The 15,259-nt window shown below is 75.6% G+C and carries 13 protein-coding genes; 6 read left to right on the top strand and 7 right to left on the bottom strand.

Features of this window, described 5'->3' with window-relative positions:
• Nucleotides 1-26: 26 nt before the first annotated feature.
• Nucleotides 27-1,238 (bottom strand): ROK family transcriptional regulator, encoded by a 1,212-nt coding sequence (locus ABZ576_RS03660; RefSeq protein ID WP_360735332.1) that lies wholly within the window; start codon nt 1,236-1,238, stop codon nt 27-29.
• A 236-nt stretch (nt 1,239-1,474) separates the two neighbouring features.
• Entirely contained in the window at nt 1,475-2,584 is a 1,110-nt protein-coding gene (locus ABZ576_RS03655; RefSeq protein WP_360735330.1) for a mechanosensitive ion channel family protein, read from the bottom strand.
• Between the two features lie 316 nt (nt 2,585-2,900).
• On the opposite strand from ABZ576_RS03655, the gene ABZ576_RS03650 reads away from it, so the two are divergent.
• A complete protein-coding gene (locus ABZ576_RS03650) occupies nt 2,901-3,437 on the top strand; it encodes an HNH endonuclease (protein ID WP_030608086.1) in 537 nt (178 codons plus the stop codon).
• Between the two features lie 131 nt (nt 3,438-3,568).
• Here ABZ576_RS03650 and ABZ576_RS03645 read toward each other — a convergent pair whose 3' ends face one another.
• From ABZ576_RS03645 to ABZ576_RS03625, 5 genes are all read right to left on the bottom strand, one after another.
• Nucleotides 3,569-4,261: a hypothetical protein gene (locus ABZ576_RS03645; protein WP_360735328.1), complete on the bottom strand. Its 693-nt coding sequence runs from the start codon at nt 4,259-4,261 to the stop codon at nt 3,569-3,571.
• 335 nt (nt 4,262-4,596) lie between these two features.
• Entirely contained in the window at nt 4,597-5,808 is a 1,212-nt protein-coding gene (locus tag ABZ576_RS03640; protein WP_360735326.1) for a hypothetical protein, read from the bottom strand.
• 212 nt (nt 5,809-6,020) lie between these two features.
• Entirely contained in the window at nt 6,021-6,791 is a 771-nt protein-coding gene (locus ABZ576_RS03635) for an ATP-binding cassette domain-containing protein (RefSeq protein ID WP_360735324.1), read from the bottom strand.
• Between the two features lie 229 nt (nt 6,792-7,020).
• Nucleotides 7,021-8,016: a zf-HC2 domain-containing protein gene (locus ABZ576_RS03630; protein ID WP_360735322.1), complete on the bottom strand. Its 996-nt coding sequence runs from the start codon at nt 8,014-8,016 to the stop codon at nt 7,021-7,023.
• Nucleotides 8,013-8,618 carry an RNA polymerase sigma factor gene (locus tag ABZ576_RS03625; protein WP_360735529.1) on the bottom strand — a complete coding sequence of 202 codons (606 nt, stop codon included), beginning with the start codon at nt 8,616-8,618 and terminating at the stop codon, nt 8,013-8,015. The genes ABZ576_RS03630 and ABZ576_RS03625 overlap by 4 nt, the downstream gene beginning before the upstream one ends.
• Nucleotides 8,619-8,777: 159 nt before the next feature.
• On the opposite strand from ABZ576_RS03625, the gene ABZ576_RS03620 reads away from it, so the two are divergent.
• The 5 genes from ABZ576_RS03620 to pepN all read left to right on the top strand — a co-directional run bounded on the left by ABZ576_RS03620 (nt 8,778) and on the right by pepN (nt 15,055).
• Nucleotides 8,778-9,023 carry a hypothetical protein gene (locus ABZ576_RS03620; RefSeq protein ID WP_360735320.1) on the top strand — a complete coding sequence of 82 codons (246 nt, stop codon included), beginning with the start codon at nt 8,778-8,780 and terminating at the stop codon, nt 9,021-9,023.
• The gene (malQ, locus tag ABZ576_RS03615; protein ID WP_360735318.1) at nt 9,024-11,231 is read left to right on the top strand and encodes a 4-alpha-glucanotransferase; all 2,208 of its coding nucleotides are present in this window, start codon (nt 9,024-9,026) and stop codon (nt 11,229-11,231) included. It abuts the gene before it with no gap.
• Nucleotides 11,232-11,280: 49 nt separating this feature from the next.
• Entirely contained in the window at nt 11,281-11,562 is a 282-nt protein-coding gene (locus tag ABZ576_RS03610; protein WP_360735316.1) for a hypothetical protein, read from the top strand.
• Nucleotides 11,563-12,039: 477 nt separating this feature from the next.
• Nucleotides 12,040-12,267 carry a hypothetical protein gene (locus ABZ576_RS03605; RefSeq protein ID WP_360735314.1) on the top strand — a complete coding sequence of 76 codons (228 nt, stop codon included), beginning with the start codon at nt 12,040-12,042 and terminating at the stop codon, nt 12,265-12,267.
• A gap of 208 nt (nt 12,268-12,475) precedes the next feature.
• Entirely contained in the window at nt 12,476-15,055 is a 2,580-nt protein-coding gene (gene pepN, locus ABZ576_RS03600; RefSeq protein WP_360735312.1) for an aminopeptidase N, read from the top strand.
• Nucleotides 15,056-15,259 lie beyond the last annotated feature (204 nt).

The raw sequence follows: 15,259 nt of genomic DNA, 5'->3' as shown, positions 1-15,259 counted from the left end.
GGAGAGGGGGAGAGGGGTGCGGGGGCTCAGCGCGAGGTGTCGAAGACCTCGTCGCGGGTGGCGGCGAGCGCGGACTCCAGGGCGCCGCGCAGCACGGGGTGGTCGCGCACGTCCCCGACGACCAGCCGGGGCCGGGCCGCGGCCAGGTCCTCCAGCTCGGCCTGAACCAGGGCGCGCAGCACCTCGCCGCCGGCCGTCAGGGCGGAGCCGCTGAGGACGACGAGTTCGGGGTCGAGGACGGAGACGAGCGCGGCCAGACCGGTGGCCAGCCGGGTGGCGTAGACCCGGAGCAGCTCCCGGTGGGGACCGCTCGCGTGGTCGGCGGCGCGGGCGACGAGGGCGGCGGCCGCCTCGGCGTACGGCCCCGGCGGCAGGTCGGGGACACCGAGTTCCCGGGCCAGCTCCGGCAGGGCCTGCGAGCCGGCCAGCTCCTGGTAGCCGCCGCTGTTGGCCTTGGTGACCTGGCGGACCAGCGGTGCGCCCGGCACCGGCAGGAACCCGACCTCGCCGGCGCCGCCGGTCCAGCCGCGGTGCAGCCGGCCGCCGAGGACCAGGGCCGCGCCGAGGCCCTCCTCGTTCCACAGCAGGACGAAGTCACGGTGGCCGCGGGCCGCGCCGAGCCGCTGCTCGGCTATGGCGACGAGGTTGACGTCGTTCTCGTACTCGACCGGCATCGGCAGCGCGGCGGCGAGGTCGTCGAGGAGCGTGGGGGAGTGCCAGCCGGGCAGGTGGGAGGCGTAGCGCAGCCGCCCGGTGTTGGGGTCGAAGGCGCCGGGCGTGCCGATGACCAGCCGGTGCACGTCGGACCGGGTGAGCCCGGCGGCCTTGACGGCGCCGTCGAGCGCGTCGGTGACCTGCCGGACGACCGCGTGCGCCGGCCGCCGGCCGGGGGTGGGCAGCTCGTACTCGCCGACCGTGCGGCCGGTGATGTCGGCGACCGCGGCCCGGATGCGGTCCGGGGTGACGTCGAGCCCGGCGGCGTGGGCGGCGGTGGGGTTGACCGCGTACAGCTGGGCGTTGGGGCCCGGCCGGCCCTCGCTGGTGCCGGTGAGCCGGACCAGCCCGGCCGCCTCCAGGCGGGCCAGCAGCTGGGAGGCGGTGGGCTTGGACAGGCCGGTGAGCTTGCCGATCCGGGTGCGCGACAGCGGCCCGTGCTCCAGCAGCAGGTCCAGGGCGGCACGGTCGTTCATGGCGCGCAGGACGCGCGGGGTGCCCGGCGTACCGGCGGTTCCTGCCATGGGGTCGACACCTGCCTTTCCAGCCGCCCAGCTTTTCAGTGACCCGGGCGTGGCGTCCAGTCTTGATCTCCGGTCGCCGGGAGCCACTGTTAGGAAACTTTCCTGTTCGAGTGGGAGGAACGTAAGCCCGGCGGGAAGCGGGCGTCAATACACGGCGCCCCCGAGGCGACGGAGTCGTTACCTCGGGGGCGCGGTGGTACGGGCGTGGTGGGTACCGGGCCGCCCGGCCCGGCCGGCTACTTCGCCGGGGGCGCCGGGCGCTGGGCGGCGATCGGGGACGCCGCCGCCGATTGCGGGGAGTCCGCGTTGGCGTACACCGACGGGGCCGCGACCGTCGCCGTCGGGTCGGGGGCGTCCGCCTGGTCCTCGACCGCGGTCGCACCGCCCACGATCCGGATGCTCGCCGCGTCGAACGCCCGCTTGATCCGCCAGCGCAGCTCCCGCTCCACCGTCACCGACTTGCCCGGCATCGTCTTCGCCGACACGCGTACGACCATGGAGTCGATCAGCACCGAGTCCAGACCGAGGACCTGCACCGGCCCCCACAGCAGCTCGTTCCAGGGCTCTTCCTTGCCCATCTTCTCGGCGACCTCGTCCAGCGTGGCCCTGACCCGCTCCAGGTCCTCGCTCGCCCGCACGGTCACGTCCACCCCGGCCGTCGCCCAGCCCTGCGAGAGGTTGCCGATCCGCTTCACCTCGCCGTTGCGGACGTACCAGATCTCGCCGTTCTCACCGCGCAGCTTCGTCACGCGCAGCCCGACCTCGATCACCTCGCCGGACGCCACGCCCGCGTCGATCGTGTCGCCGACGCCGTACTGGTCCTCCAGGATCATGAACACGCCGGACAGGAAGTCCGTGACCAGGTTCCGGGCGCCGAAGCCGATCGCGACGCCCGCGACACCGGCGGACGCCAGCAGCGGCGCCAGGTCGATCTTGAAGGTGGACAGCACCATCAGCGCCGCCGTCCCGAGGATCACGAAGCTCGCCACCGAGCGCAGCACCGAGCCGATCGCCGCCGCCCGCTGCCGCCGCCGCTCGGCGTTGACCAGCAGCCCGCCCAGCGCGGTGCCGTCCACGGCCTGCGCGGTGCGGTTCATCCGGTCGATCAGCTTGGTGATCGCCCGCCGCACCACCGCTCTGAGCGCCACCGCCACCGCCAGGACCAGCAGGATCTGCAGGCCCATCGCGAGCCAGGTCTGCCAGTTCTGCTCGACCCAGCTCGCCGCGTTCGTCGCGCTCTCCTGGGCGTCCTGGAGCGTCGGCACGGCCGGGGCCGACCCGGAGGGCGACGGCGACGGGGACGGCGATGCACCGGCGGCCGTCAAGGCGGCGGGCAGGGACGACACGGCAGGTACCTCCAAGGTGCTGCGCGGTCCGTACCGGTGGGCGGTCAAGGTCACGAAAAGGTCACCGGACGGACAGGTTCACCACACTAACGGGGCATTGTGGGTGCCTCGGGCCGATCCGCGCAGGAGGCGTGCAGGAGAGACAGGACTCACGCGGGCTTGAACAGGCCATGATCCGGGGGATGAATCGGATGTGGTCGAAAACACTCCCAGCCCGTTACCGGGACATGGTGGCGCTTCCGCCAGGCGTGAGGGGAGACTGGCCACAGTTCGTCCCGGCGCGAGCCACGCGCCGCCGACGCCCAAGGAGGCACCCGTGCCGCATGTCCTGGTCCTCAACGCGTCGTACGAGCCGCTCGGCGTCGTACCGCTCCGCCGCGCGCTCGTCCTCGTCCTGGAGAACAAGGCCGTCTCCCTCGAGGAATCCGGCGCCTATATGCACAGCGCAACCGTGACCCTCCCCGCACCCAGCGTGGTCCGGCTCAAGCGATTCGTCCGGGTCCCCTATCGGGGGCCCGTTCCTCTCACCCGGCGGGCGCTCTTCGCGCGCGACGGGGGCCGGTGCATGTACTGCGGTGGCGTCGCAACCAGCGTCGACCACGTCATCCCGCGCAGCCGCGGGGGCAAGCACGTCTGGGACAACGTGGTGGCCTCCTGCCGCCGCTGCAACCACGTCAAGGCCGACCGCCACCTCGTCGAGCTGGGCTGGCGGCTGCGGCACAAACCGGCTCCGCCGACCGGACTGGCCTGGCGGATCATCGGTACCGGGCACCGGGACCCGCGGTGGCTGCCGTACCTGCAGCCCTACGGCGCGGACGACGCACTGGCCCGGATCGACGGGGTCTCCGCCTAGGGCGTGTCCGGCCATTGCCGTCGTCGCCCGGAGGGCGGCCGCGCGCGCATGGTCGGACAGGCCCCTGATCCGGTCCGCCGTGTCCGCGCCCGTGACAGGTGGGCGCCCGGTCGGCCGACAGGGGGCGGCGCCTAGCCGGCACCCCCCTCGGGGCGGGCGCCCCGTACCGCGTACAGGGCAGCGCCCAGTACGAACGCCGTCACCGCCGTCGCCCACGCGCCCCCCTGGGCGCCCGGCTGCACCGGCCACGCCCACACCGTGGCAGCGCGTCCGCGGGCCATGCCGGAGGCCAGGTAGACGGCGCTCACGTAGGCGAAGGCGGGCAGCCAGCTGAGGCGGGCGCCCAGCAGCACGGCCGCCGCCGCGGTGAGCCCCGTGCAGCCCAGGGTGTTGCGCAGCACGGCGGGCGGACCGAAGGTCTCCGCGTGGCCGAGCACGGCCGGCGCCACCAGCAGGGCGGCCAGCACGGTCAGCCCGGCCAGCTGCACCAGCCGGCGCGGCCACCACGGCCGGACGGCCGTGCGGTCCAGCTCGTCGCAGGCGCTGTACAGGCTCGTCCCGATCACCGCCGACGCCAGCAGCGGTGCCAGCGCGACGACCGGCACCCGGCGGTCGGGGTCCAGGTAGGCGTCCAGCCGGCCGGCCGCCCACACCGCGAAGAGGGCCGTACCGACGAGCGCCGCGAGCGTGAGCGGCAGCGCCCGCGAGCGGGCGTACAGCAGCAGGCCGGGGGGCGGGGGCAGGGGCGTGCGGGCTGTCGGGACGGGGGTGCGGGGCGGCGGCGCGGGATGGTGCGCCACCGGCACCGGGCCGTGGGGCGTCATCACGGGGCCGTGGGGCGCCGGGGCAGGGCCGTGGGCCGGCGGTACGGGGTCGTGGGGCGTCATCAGGGGGCCGTGGGGCGCCGGGGCAGGGCCGTGGGCCGGCGGTACGGGGTCGTGGAACGGTGGTACGGGGCCGTGGGCCGGCGGTACGGGGTCGTGGAACGGTGGTACGGGGCCGTGGGCCGGCGGCGCTGGGTCGTGGAACGGTGGCGCTGGGTCGTGGAACGGTGGTACGGGGCCGTGGGCCGGCGGCGCTGGGTCGTGGAACGGTGGCACGGGGCCGTGGGCCGGCGGCGCTGGGTCGTGGAACGGTGGCACGGGGCCGTGGGGCGTGGTCACAGTGCGGGGACCTCCTCCGGGTGGCAGCCCGCCCGGGCCGCGAAGTACGCCGACAGCCACTCCCGGCGCTCGTGTCCGTCCATGCGGGTGAGCCGCGCGCGGGCCTCGCGCAGCGCCGCCCGCTCCGGGTCGAAGCGGTCCAGGTCGTCCCGGGCCGCGTGCGGCGCCAGATAGCCCCGCACCGCGTCGTCCGTCGTCTGCACCCGCTCGCTCAGCTGCTCCTCCGGGCAGTCGCCGCGCAGCGAAAGCGCGCCGGCGGCCTCCCAGGCGAACCGCTCCGGATCGGTCAGCCGCCCCCGTACGGCCGACCAGCCCAGCGGGATGAGGCCCGGCAACTCGGCCTCGCCGGCGCGCGGCGCGCCGCCGTGGTCGGCCCACCGCACCGGCAGGTTCCGCACCCCCTCCAGCCGGCCCGTGACCCCCGCCAGCGCATCGCCGACCTGCGGCAGCATCCCCGCGTACCGGGCGTTCACGCACACCGCCGGAGTCGTGGAGGTGTCGCACACCTGGCGGCGGGTCAGGGGGTCGGCGTGCCACAGACCCTCCCCGCTCTGTGCGAGCAGCACGCCGGCGGCCAGCGCCAGCGCCAGCGGCGGCAGCGCCGTCACCCGGCGCCGCGCCGCGTACGCCAGCGCGCAGGCACAGGCGAGCCCGCCGGTCCAGACCGCCATCGCCCACGGCTGCCACCACACCGGCAGCTCACCGACCGCGACCAGGGCGGCCGGGTTGAGCGGCCGGGCGGCGGCCGGACCATCCAGGGCCACGACCGCCAGCCCCACGTAGCCGGCCATCGCCAGCAGCGGCGCCGCCAGCCGCGTGGACACCACCCGGCCCAGCACGTGCCCGGCCAGCGCGCCGGCCGCCATCGCGACCGCGTCCCCCGGCAGCAGGGCCGGGTGCGGCCGGTCGCCCCGGGCGTAGGGCCAGGTGGCGAGCATGGCCGAGGCGCCCGCGACGAGATAGCCGACGGCCACCCACAGCGCGACGGGCAGCGCCGCCACCAGCAGCCGGGCCAGCGGCGGCCGTACGGTCGTCGCCCACAGCTCCTCGGTACGGCGCCGCCGCTCCCGGCCGCCCTGCCAGCAGCCCGCCGCCGCGGCGAGCGGCAGCGTGATCACCATGGCCGTGTGCACCTGGACGGCGGTCTCCGACCAGCCGCCCTGCCAGCGGTCCGCCGTCCCGCCCAGCAGCGCGCCGGACGTCAGCACGACCGCGGCGCCGGCCCCGGGCGCGAAACCCCGTAGCCACTCCGCCCGCAGCGGATGCGGCGCCCGCCCCCGCCTCGAACGCGGCCCCGAATGCGACCCCGCACGCGGCCCCGACGGCGGCCCCGGCTCGGACGTCGGCCGCGGCACGGCCTCCGGCACCGAGTCCGGCGCCGGCACCGGCCCTGTCCCCCGCTGTCCGGTGGCGCGGCCCATCACACCGCCTCCCGGGCACCCGGAGCGCGGTGCGCCCTCAGCGCCGCCGTGTACCCGCGCTCGATCGGATGGTCGCCCGGCCCGCCGGACGCCTCCCCGAGCCGGCTGAGCGCCCCGGGCGTGCCCCGGTACGCGATCCGCCCCCGGTCCAGCAGGGTGACCTCGGTACAGGCGGCCGCCACGTCCTCCACCAGGTGGGTGGAGACCACCACGGTCGCCGTGGCCCCGAGCTCCCGCAGCAGCTCCCGGAACTGCACCCGCTGCTCGGGATCCAGACCGGCGGTCGGCTCGTCCAGCAGCAGTACGGCCGGGTCGTTGACGATCGCCTGCGCGATGCCCACCCGGCGGACCATGCCGCCCGACAGCGTCCGCACCTTCGCGTCGATACGGTCCCCGAGGCCGGCCCGGGCCACCGCCCGCTCCACGGCGGCCGGCACCCGCGCCGCCGGCACCTCCTTCAGCCAGGCCACGTACGCGACGAACTCCCGCACCGTGAAACCCGGGTAGTAGCCGAACTCCTGCGGCAGATAGCCGAGCCGCCGCCGCACCCCGGCCAGCCCGCGGTGGCCGGCGGTGTCCTCGCCGAGCAGCTCCACCCGGCCGGCGTCCGGCCGCGCCACCGTGGCCAGCACCCGGATCAGCGAGGTCTTCCCGGCCCCGTTCGGCCCGAGCAGTCCGTGCACACCGGTGCCGAGCGCCAGGTCGAGCGAGTCGAGGGCGAGGGTCTTGCGATGCCGGACCCGCAGGCCGGACACACGTAGGGAACTCATGTCTCTCCAGGACAGGGCGCGGGGCCGCGACAGCCGGTCGGGTCCCGCGGATCGGCCGGGCACGGGACCGTGACGGCCGGCCGCTCCGCGAAACGGGTCGCGCGCGGGGCCGGCGACGGTCGGCCGGGTGCCGGGTGTCGGTCGGGTGCGGGGCCGCGACGTACGGTCGGGCCCCGGAGTCGGTCGGGGGGGGGGCGGCTCGACGCCGCGGACAGGTGGGGGACGCCCTTCAGCGCCGCAGCGGGCGGTCGTACGCGGGGCGGCGGCCGGTCAGCAGGACGGCGCTCAGCACGGCCGCCGCCGCCCAGCCGCTCTGCGCGGCGGCACCGTCCAGACAGCGGGACAGCTGCTCGGCCAGCCGGCCGGTCACCGCACCGCCCGGCGCGACGGCCACCGGCCCCAGCACCGCGCACAGCCAGCCGCCCCCGGTCACCCCGGCCGCCGCCCGGCACCCCACGAAGGGGGCCAGCACCAGGGTGGCCAGCGCCAGCACCAGCGCCGGCAGCAGCCAGGCCGCCGCGGCCGGGGCCCCCGAGGCGGGCAGCAGCAGCCCGGTCAGGGTCAGCAGCGGCAGGCTCACCGCCAGGACGGCGACCGTACGGGTGAGCGCCAGCCGCAGCCCGCCGCCGGGCGTGGCCGCGGCCACCTCGTGCAGCGGATCGGCGTGCGGGCCGTAGGAGAGGGCGACCCCGGCGACCGGCACCACCGGAGCGATCGCCAGCAGCAGCGCCCGCGCCCCCGGCAGCCCGGCCCCGTACGACAGGGCCGGCGCGCCCATGGCCACGCCCAGCACGGCCGGCAGCCACGCCCCGCGCACCGCGGGCCCGGCAGCCCACAGCAGCCGTACCCACCGGGACAGCCCCACCGCCGGCCCGGCCGCCCCGACGGCCGGCGCCCCCGCCGCCACGGCACCCTGCGGTACGGCACCCGGCGCCGACGGCCCGGCGACGGGCCCCGGCAGCGCCGGCGCTCCGGCCGGCCCCGGCACCGCGGGCACGGCACCCTCCGGCAGCGGAGCGGACTCCAGCACCGCGGCCCGTACCCGGGCGAGCACCGCGTCCGCCGCCGTACCGCGTACCGCGGCCGACACCCGGGACGCGCACCGGGCGCAGTCCTCCACGTGCTTCTCCAGGGACCAGGCGTCCGGCTCCGGCAGGACGCCCTCGGCATAGCGGGCGACCAGGTCGTCGGAGGCGTGCCAGTGCCGCCTGTCGGGACGCGTCATGCCGTACCTCCCAGCGGGGACGGGTTCAGCTGGGCGAGGGCCTCGCGCAGCTCGGCGCGGGCGCGGCGGGCCCGGGACTTGACCGTGCCCTCCGGTATGCCGAGCAGCCGGGCGGCCTCGCGGGTGCTCAGCCCGTCGACGACCGTCGCCCGCAGCACCTCGCGCAGCTCGGGCGAGATCCGGTCGAGCGCCGTACCGACGTCGCCGTACTCCAGGGCGGCCAGCACCCGGTCCTCGGCGGACGGCGCGGCGGCGGCCTCGTACCGCCCCGCGGACTCCGGCTCCGGCAGCGGCGCCGCGACCCGCGCGGACCGCTCCTGCGCCCGCCGCGCGTCGACCAGCCGGCGGGCCGCGATCGTCCACAGCCAGCCGCCCGCCTCCTGCCCGCGGTGCCCGGCCGCCGACCGCCACACCGTGACGAACGTGTCCTGCAGCACTTCCCGCACCAGCTCCGGATCGGCGCACCGCCGGGTCAGCCGCGCGTGCAGCCACCCGGCGTGCCGGTCGTACAGGGCGGCCATCGCCGCCGCGTCCCCCCGGGCGACGGCCCGCAACAGCGCCGCGTCCCCGCCGCCGTCGTCCTTCTCCCGCTGGCCCCCCATGGGGCGGAACAGTCTCACACCCCCTCTATCGATCACGGGACCGGCGGCGGATCACCCCGGCCGCCGGTTTTTGCCGCGCGTGGCGTCGGCGTCTCTGGGTAGGCCTGCCGTAACCCGTCCATAGCCACAGCATCCGGCACACCGACAAGGAGGCCCTCCGTGGGCGCACCCGCTCGACTCACGCTCCCGGCCCCGTTCAAACCCGTGGCGGACCCGTCCGCCGCCCCCCACGACGCGTCGCTGTGCGTCTTCAGCGCGGAGAGCGCGTGCGCGCAGACACCGCTGACCAGCGAACCCCCGCTGCCCGACGCCGAGCCCCTGACCAGCGAGCCCCCGCTCGCCGAGGCCGCACCGCTGACCAGCGAGTCGGACCCGGTCCCGGACTCCTTCGCGCCGGGACTGTAGATGGCCGCGGCGCACGACGAGCACCTCGCGGAGGACCTCGCCCGGCTCGCCGAGCTGCACGGGGTCGCCACCTCCTACCGCCCCGCCCCGGACCGCACCGTCAAGGTCCCCGCCGCCGCCGTGACCGCCGCCCTCGCCGCCCTCGGCGTCGACGCGACCGGCCCGGACGCCGTCCGCACCGCCCTCGCCGCCCGGGAACGGGAACTGCGCGAGCGCCTGCTGCCGCCCACGGTGGTCCACTGGACCGGCGCCGAACCGCCCGCCGCCCTCACCGCCCTGCCCGCCGGCACCCGGCTGCACGTCGAGCCCGAGGAGCCGCCGACGGCGGCCAGGTCCGAGGGAGCGGTGGAGAACCCCGGCACATCCCGGACGCAGCAGACCTCCGAGGCAGGTGCGGCTCGCGAGGCCGAGGAGACCGCCGGGTCCGTCCGCCCGGCGCACGCGGTCCTCGCCGGCCTCCCGCCCGGTGTCCACCGGCTGACCGCCACCGCCCCCGACGGGCGCACCGGCCAGGCGTACCTCGTCGTCGCCCCCGACCGGCTGCCGGCCCCGCCCGGCCGCGGCCACGGCCTCCTCGTCCAGCTCTACTCCCTGCTCTCCCACCGCTCCTGGGGCATGGGCGACCTCGCCGACCTCGCCGAACTGGCCGGCTGGGCCGGGCGCACCGCCGGCACCGGCTTCGTGCAGGTCAACCCGCTGCACGCCGCGGTACCCGGCGCCCCCACCGACCCCTCCCCCTACCGCCCCTCCTCCCGCCGCTTCCCCGACCCCGTCCACCTGCGCGTCGAGGACGTCCCCGAGTTCGCCTACGTCGAGGACCGCGAGCGGCTCAACGGCCTGCTCGCCCAGGCCGAACGGCTGCGCGCCGCCGTCCTCGACAAGGGCGCCCTCATCGACCGCGACGCCGTGTGGGACCTGAAGCGGCAGGCGCTGGAACTGGTCCTCGCCGTCCCGCTGGGCCCCGGGCGGCAGGCCGCCTACGACGCCTTCCGCGCCGCCCACGGCCAGGCCCTCGAGGACCACGCCACCTGGTGCGCCCTCGCCGAGATCCACGGCTCCGACTGGCACTGCTGGCCGGACGGGCTGCGCGACCCCCGCTCGGCGGACACCGCCCGCGCCCGCACCGAGCTCGCCGGCCGCGTCGCCTTCCACGCCCGCCTCGCCTGGCTCACCGACGGCCAGCTCAGGGCCGCCCAGCGCGCCGCACGCGAGGCCGGCATGCCCGTCGGGATCGTGCACGACCTCGCCGTCGGCGTGCACCCGGCCGGCGCCGACGCCTGGGCCCAGCAGGACGTGTATGCCGCCGGCATGTCCGTCGGCGCCCCGCCCGACGCCTTCAACGCCCGCGGCCAGGACTGGGGCCTGCCGCCCTGGCGGCCCGACCGGCTCGCCGCCTGCGGCCACGCCCCCTACCGCGAGCTCCTGCGCGCCCTCTTCCGCTACGCCGGCGCCCTGCGCATCGACCACGTCATGGGCCTGTTCCGGCTCTGGTGGGTCCCCGAGGGCAGCCCGCCCACCGACGGCACCTACGTCCACTACGACGCCGAGGCCATGCTCGCCGTCCTCGCCCTGGAGGCCACCCGCGCCGGGGCCCTCGTGATCGGCGAGGACCTCGGCACCGTCGAACCCGGCGTACGCGAGGCACTCCAGCGCCGCGGGGTGCTCGGCACCTCCGTGCTCTGGTTCGAACGGGACTGGGACGGCGACGGCCGCCCGCTGCCGCCCGAACGCTGGCGCCCCGACTGCCTGGCCACCGCCACCACCCACGACCTGCCGCCCACCGCGGCCCGCCTCATCGGCGACCACGTCGGCCTGCGCGACCGGCTCGGCCTGCTCACCCGTTCGGCGGCCGAGGAACGCGCCGAGGCCACCGCCGACGCCGCGGAGTGGCTCGCGCTGCTCGGCAGCCTCGGCCTGCTGGACAGCCCGGCGGCCGGACCGCCCGGCTCGGACGAGGAGGAGGAGATCCGCGCCGTCCACCGCTTCCTGCTGCGCACGCCGGCCCGCCTGGTCGGGGTCTGGCTCCCGGACGGCGTCGGCGACCGCCGCCCGCAGAACCTGCCGGGCACCTGGGACGAGTATCCCAACTGGCGGCTGCCGATCGCGGACCGGGAGGGCAGGCCGGTGCCGCTGGAGGAACTGGTGGCCTCCGGGCGGCTCAGGGCACTGCTGGAGGTGCTGCGCGACGGCACCGACCCGCACCGGTAAGGCACCCCCGGGCGCGCGGCCCCCACGACGGTTCGCTAACTTGATTTCCGTGGACAAGAAGAACGCCCTGCGCGCCGGCGCCCTGGCCGCCGGTACGACGCTGATGATGCTGCTCATGTCGTCCCCCGCGCTCGCGCTGGCCCGCGACGACGGCGACGACCCCGGCAAGGGCCTGAGCGTCGTCGAGACGCTGGGGCTGTACGTCGTCCTCCCCCTGGTGCTGTTCGCGGTCATCACCGGCCTGGTCATGGCGCTCGACAAGTCCCGGGCCAAGAAGGACACCACCTCGTCCAACATCAACGTGAAGTCCGGGGCCGGGGCCAAGGCCTGAGCCGCACACCGGTCCGTTCGCCGGGGGCGCCGTCCTCCCGTCGGTACGCGCGTACGCCGTACCCGGGGCGGGACCGGCGCCCCCGGCGTTTTCCCGTGGTCCCGGTGTCCCGCCCGCCCGGCACGCCTTCCGGCGCCGGGTGATCGCACCGGTCGCCGTCGCCCCCTTCGGCGCACGCGCGGCCCCGGCGGCATCGGCGGCGACCCGTCGTCGCAGGTCACAGCCGTCCGAGATGCTGAGCCACCGATGGGCGGCTAGCGTGATGGAGGAGGGCCGCGATCGGGCGGTGTGCCCGCCGTCGGCGAGGGCCCTGCCCAACGGGGCCGATCAGCCCCGGCGCGCAGGCCGTGCTCTCGCCCCCCGCGGCAACCCACGACCGTGCCGTGTTCGCATCCACCACGGCCGCGGCCATCGCCCCCGTACCGGAAACCCCCACGAGGGCGTGGAAGGAAGGTAGGCCCAATGAAAGCACAACGCGTGAGGCGTCTCTTCGCAGCATCCGCGGCCGGGCTCGTCCTGGCCGGCGGCGCCGCGATCGGTGCCGCGGGTACGGCCTCGGCGGCCACCCCGGACCAGGTGTCCACCAACCGCGGCTGCTTCGACCGAGGCGGCTGGTGGTACGGCGACTGCAACCGCTTCGGCCGAGGCGACTTCTACCGCAACGGCTTCGTCGACAGCGGTGTCGTGGTGATCGTGGTGAGCTGACCGCGGAGGCGAGCCGCCGCACCACTCGCTGCCGGACGGGCCCCGAACGCCCGTCCGGCAGCGCTTTTCTGCCCGGCGGCGCTCCTGCCCGGCGCCCGCGCCGGCGTCCCGCGCCGTCGCCGCGCCCACCGGCGGCAACGGGACATCGCCTTCCCCGTCGATCCCATGGAAGGATGGCGCAACCGACACATAACGAGGAGATGACCGCGTGCCTGGCACAAACCTGACTCGCGAAGAGGCGCAGCAGCGGGCCGAGCTGCTCACCGTTGACTCGTACGAGATCGATCTCGACCTCTCCGGCGCGCAGGAGGGCGGTACCTACCGGTCCGTGACCACGGTGCGCTTCGACGTGGCCCGGGGCGGTGCCGAGTCCTTCATCGACCTGGTGGCCCCGACCGTCCATGAGGTTGTCCTCAACGGCGACCAGCTGGACCCCGCCGAGGTCTTCAAGGACTCGCGGATCGCCCTGCCCGCCCTGCTGGAGGGGCGCAACATCCTGCGGGTCGTCGCGGACTGCGCCTACACCAACAGCGGTGAGGGACTGCACCGCTTCGTCGACCCGGTGGACCAGCAGGCGTACCTGTACACCCAGTTCGAGGTCCCGGACGCCCGCCGCGTGTTCGCCTCCTTCGAGCAGCCGGACCTGAAGGCCACCTTCCAGTTCACCGTGAAGGCGCCCGAGGGCTGGACCGTCATCTCGAACTCGCCGACGCCCGAGCCGAAGGACAACGTCTGGTCCTTCGAGCCGACCCCGCGCATCTCGACGTACATCACGGCGCTGATCGTCGGCCCCTACCACTCGGTGCACAGCGTGTACGAGAAGGACGGGCAGAGCGTGCCGCTGGGCATCTACTGCCGTCCCTCGCTCGCCGAGTTCCTTGACTCGGACGCGATCTTCGAGGTCACCCGGCAGGGCTTCGACTGGTTCCAGGAAAAGTTCGACTACGCCTACCCGTTCGAGAAGTACGACCAGCTCTTCGTGCCCGAGTTCAACGCGGGCGCCATGGAGAACGCGGGCGCGGTGACCATCCGCGACCAGTACGTCTTCCGGTCCAAGGTGACCGACGCGGCGTACGAGGTGCGCGCGGAGACCATCCTGCACGAGCTGGCCCACATGTGGTTCGGCGACCTGGTCACCATGGAGTGGTGGAACGACCTGTGGCTGAACGAGTCGTTCGCCACCTACACCTCCATCGCCTGCCAGGCCGCCGCCCCCGGCTCGCGCTGGCCGCACTCGTGGACCACGTTCGCCAACTCCATGAAGACCTGGGCGTACCGGCAGGACCAGCTGCCGTCCACGCACCCGATCATGGCGGACATCCGCGACCTGGACGACGTGCTCGTCAACTTCGACGGCATCACCTACGCCAAGGGCGCCTCCGTCCTCAAGCAGCTCGTCGCGTACGTCGGCGAGGACGAGTTCTTCAAGGGCGTGCAGGCCTACTTCAAGCGGCACGCGTTCGGCAACACCCGCCTGTCCGACCTGCTGGGCGCCCTGGAGGAGACCTCCGGCCGCGACCTGAAGACCTGGTCGAAGAAGTGGCTGGAGACAGCGGGCATCAACATCCTCCGCCCGGAGGTGGAGACCGACGCCGATGGCGTCGTCACCTCCTTCGCCGTCCGCCAGGAGGCCCCGGCCCTGCCGTCCGGCGCCAAGGGTGAGCCCACCCTGCGCCCGCACCGCATCGCCATCGGCCTGTACGACCTCTCCGACGCCGGCAAGCTGGTCCGCACCGACCGGATCGAACTGGACGTCGACGGCGAGCTGACGGCCGTACCGCAGCTGACCGGCACCCGTCGCCCGGCCGTGATCCTGCTCAACGACGACGACCTGTCCTACGCCAAGGTCCGCCTGGACGAGCAGTCGCTGAGGACCGTCACCGAGCACCTCGGCGACTTCGCGGAGTCCCTGCCGCGCGCCCTGTGCTGGGCCTCCGCCTGGGACATGACGCGGGACGCCGAGCTGGCCACCCGCGACTACCTCTCCCTGGTGCTGTCCGGCATCGGCAAGGAGTCCGACATCGGCGTCGTGCAGTCCCTGCACCGCCAGGTCAAGCTGGCCATCGACCTGTACGCCGACCCGGCCGCCCGCGAGTCCCTGCTGACCCGCTGGACCGACGCCACCCTGGCCCACCTGCGCACGGCCGAGCCGGCGAGCGACCACCAGCTGGCCTGGGCCCGCGCCTTCGCGGCCACCGCCCGCACCCCGGAGCAGCTGGACCTGCTGGAGGCGCTGCTCGACGGCACGCAGACCGTCGAGGGCCTGGCCGTCGACACCGAGCTGCGCTGGGCGTTCGTGCAGCGGCTCGCGGCCGTCGGCCGGTACGACGAGACGGAGATCGCCGGCGAGTACGAGCGGGACAAGACGGCGGCGGGCGAGCGGCACGCGGCCACCGCCCGCGCGTCCCGGCCGACGCCGGAGGCGAAGGCGGAGGCGTGGTCCTCGGTCATCGACTCCGACAAGCTGCCGAACGCGGTGCAGGAAGCCGTGATCGGCGGCTTCGTCCAGACCGACCAGCGGGAGCTGCTCGCGCCGTACGCGGACACCTACTTCGAGGTGCTCAAGGGCGTCTGGGAGTCCCGTTCGCACGAGATGGCCCAGCAGATCGCCATCGGCCTGTACCCGGCCATCCAGGTCTCGGCGGAGACCCTGGCCAAGACGGACGCCTGGCTGGCCGCGGCCGAGCCGAGCGCGGCCCTGCGCCGCCTCGTCTCGGAGTCCCGCTCGGGCATCGAGCGCGCCCTGAAGGCCCAGGCGGCGGACGCGGCGGCGGGCTCCGCCGCCTAGCCACAGCCCGCGCACAGGGGCGCCCGGCATCCGTGCCGGGCGCCCCTTCGCACGCGTGCACTCCCGCGGTCCCGCTGCCGCCCCGCCGGCACCCGGGCGAGCACCCGCACGCACTCCGGCGCCCGCAGCCGCGGCCCGGAGACGCGGACCCCTCCCACGCGCGCGGTGTCGACGGCTTCCGCTCATGCCCCGGTGAGCGGTTCG

It is taken from the genome of Streptomyces sp. NPDC013455 (assembly GCF_040632975.1).
Lineage (GTDB): Bacteria > Actinomycetota > Actinomycetes > Streptomycetales > Streptomycetaceae > Streptomyces.
This window is presented reverse-complemented; position numbering and strand designations above follow the sequence as displayed.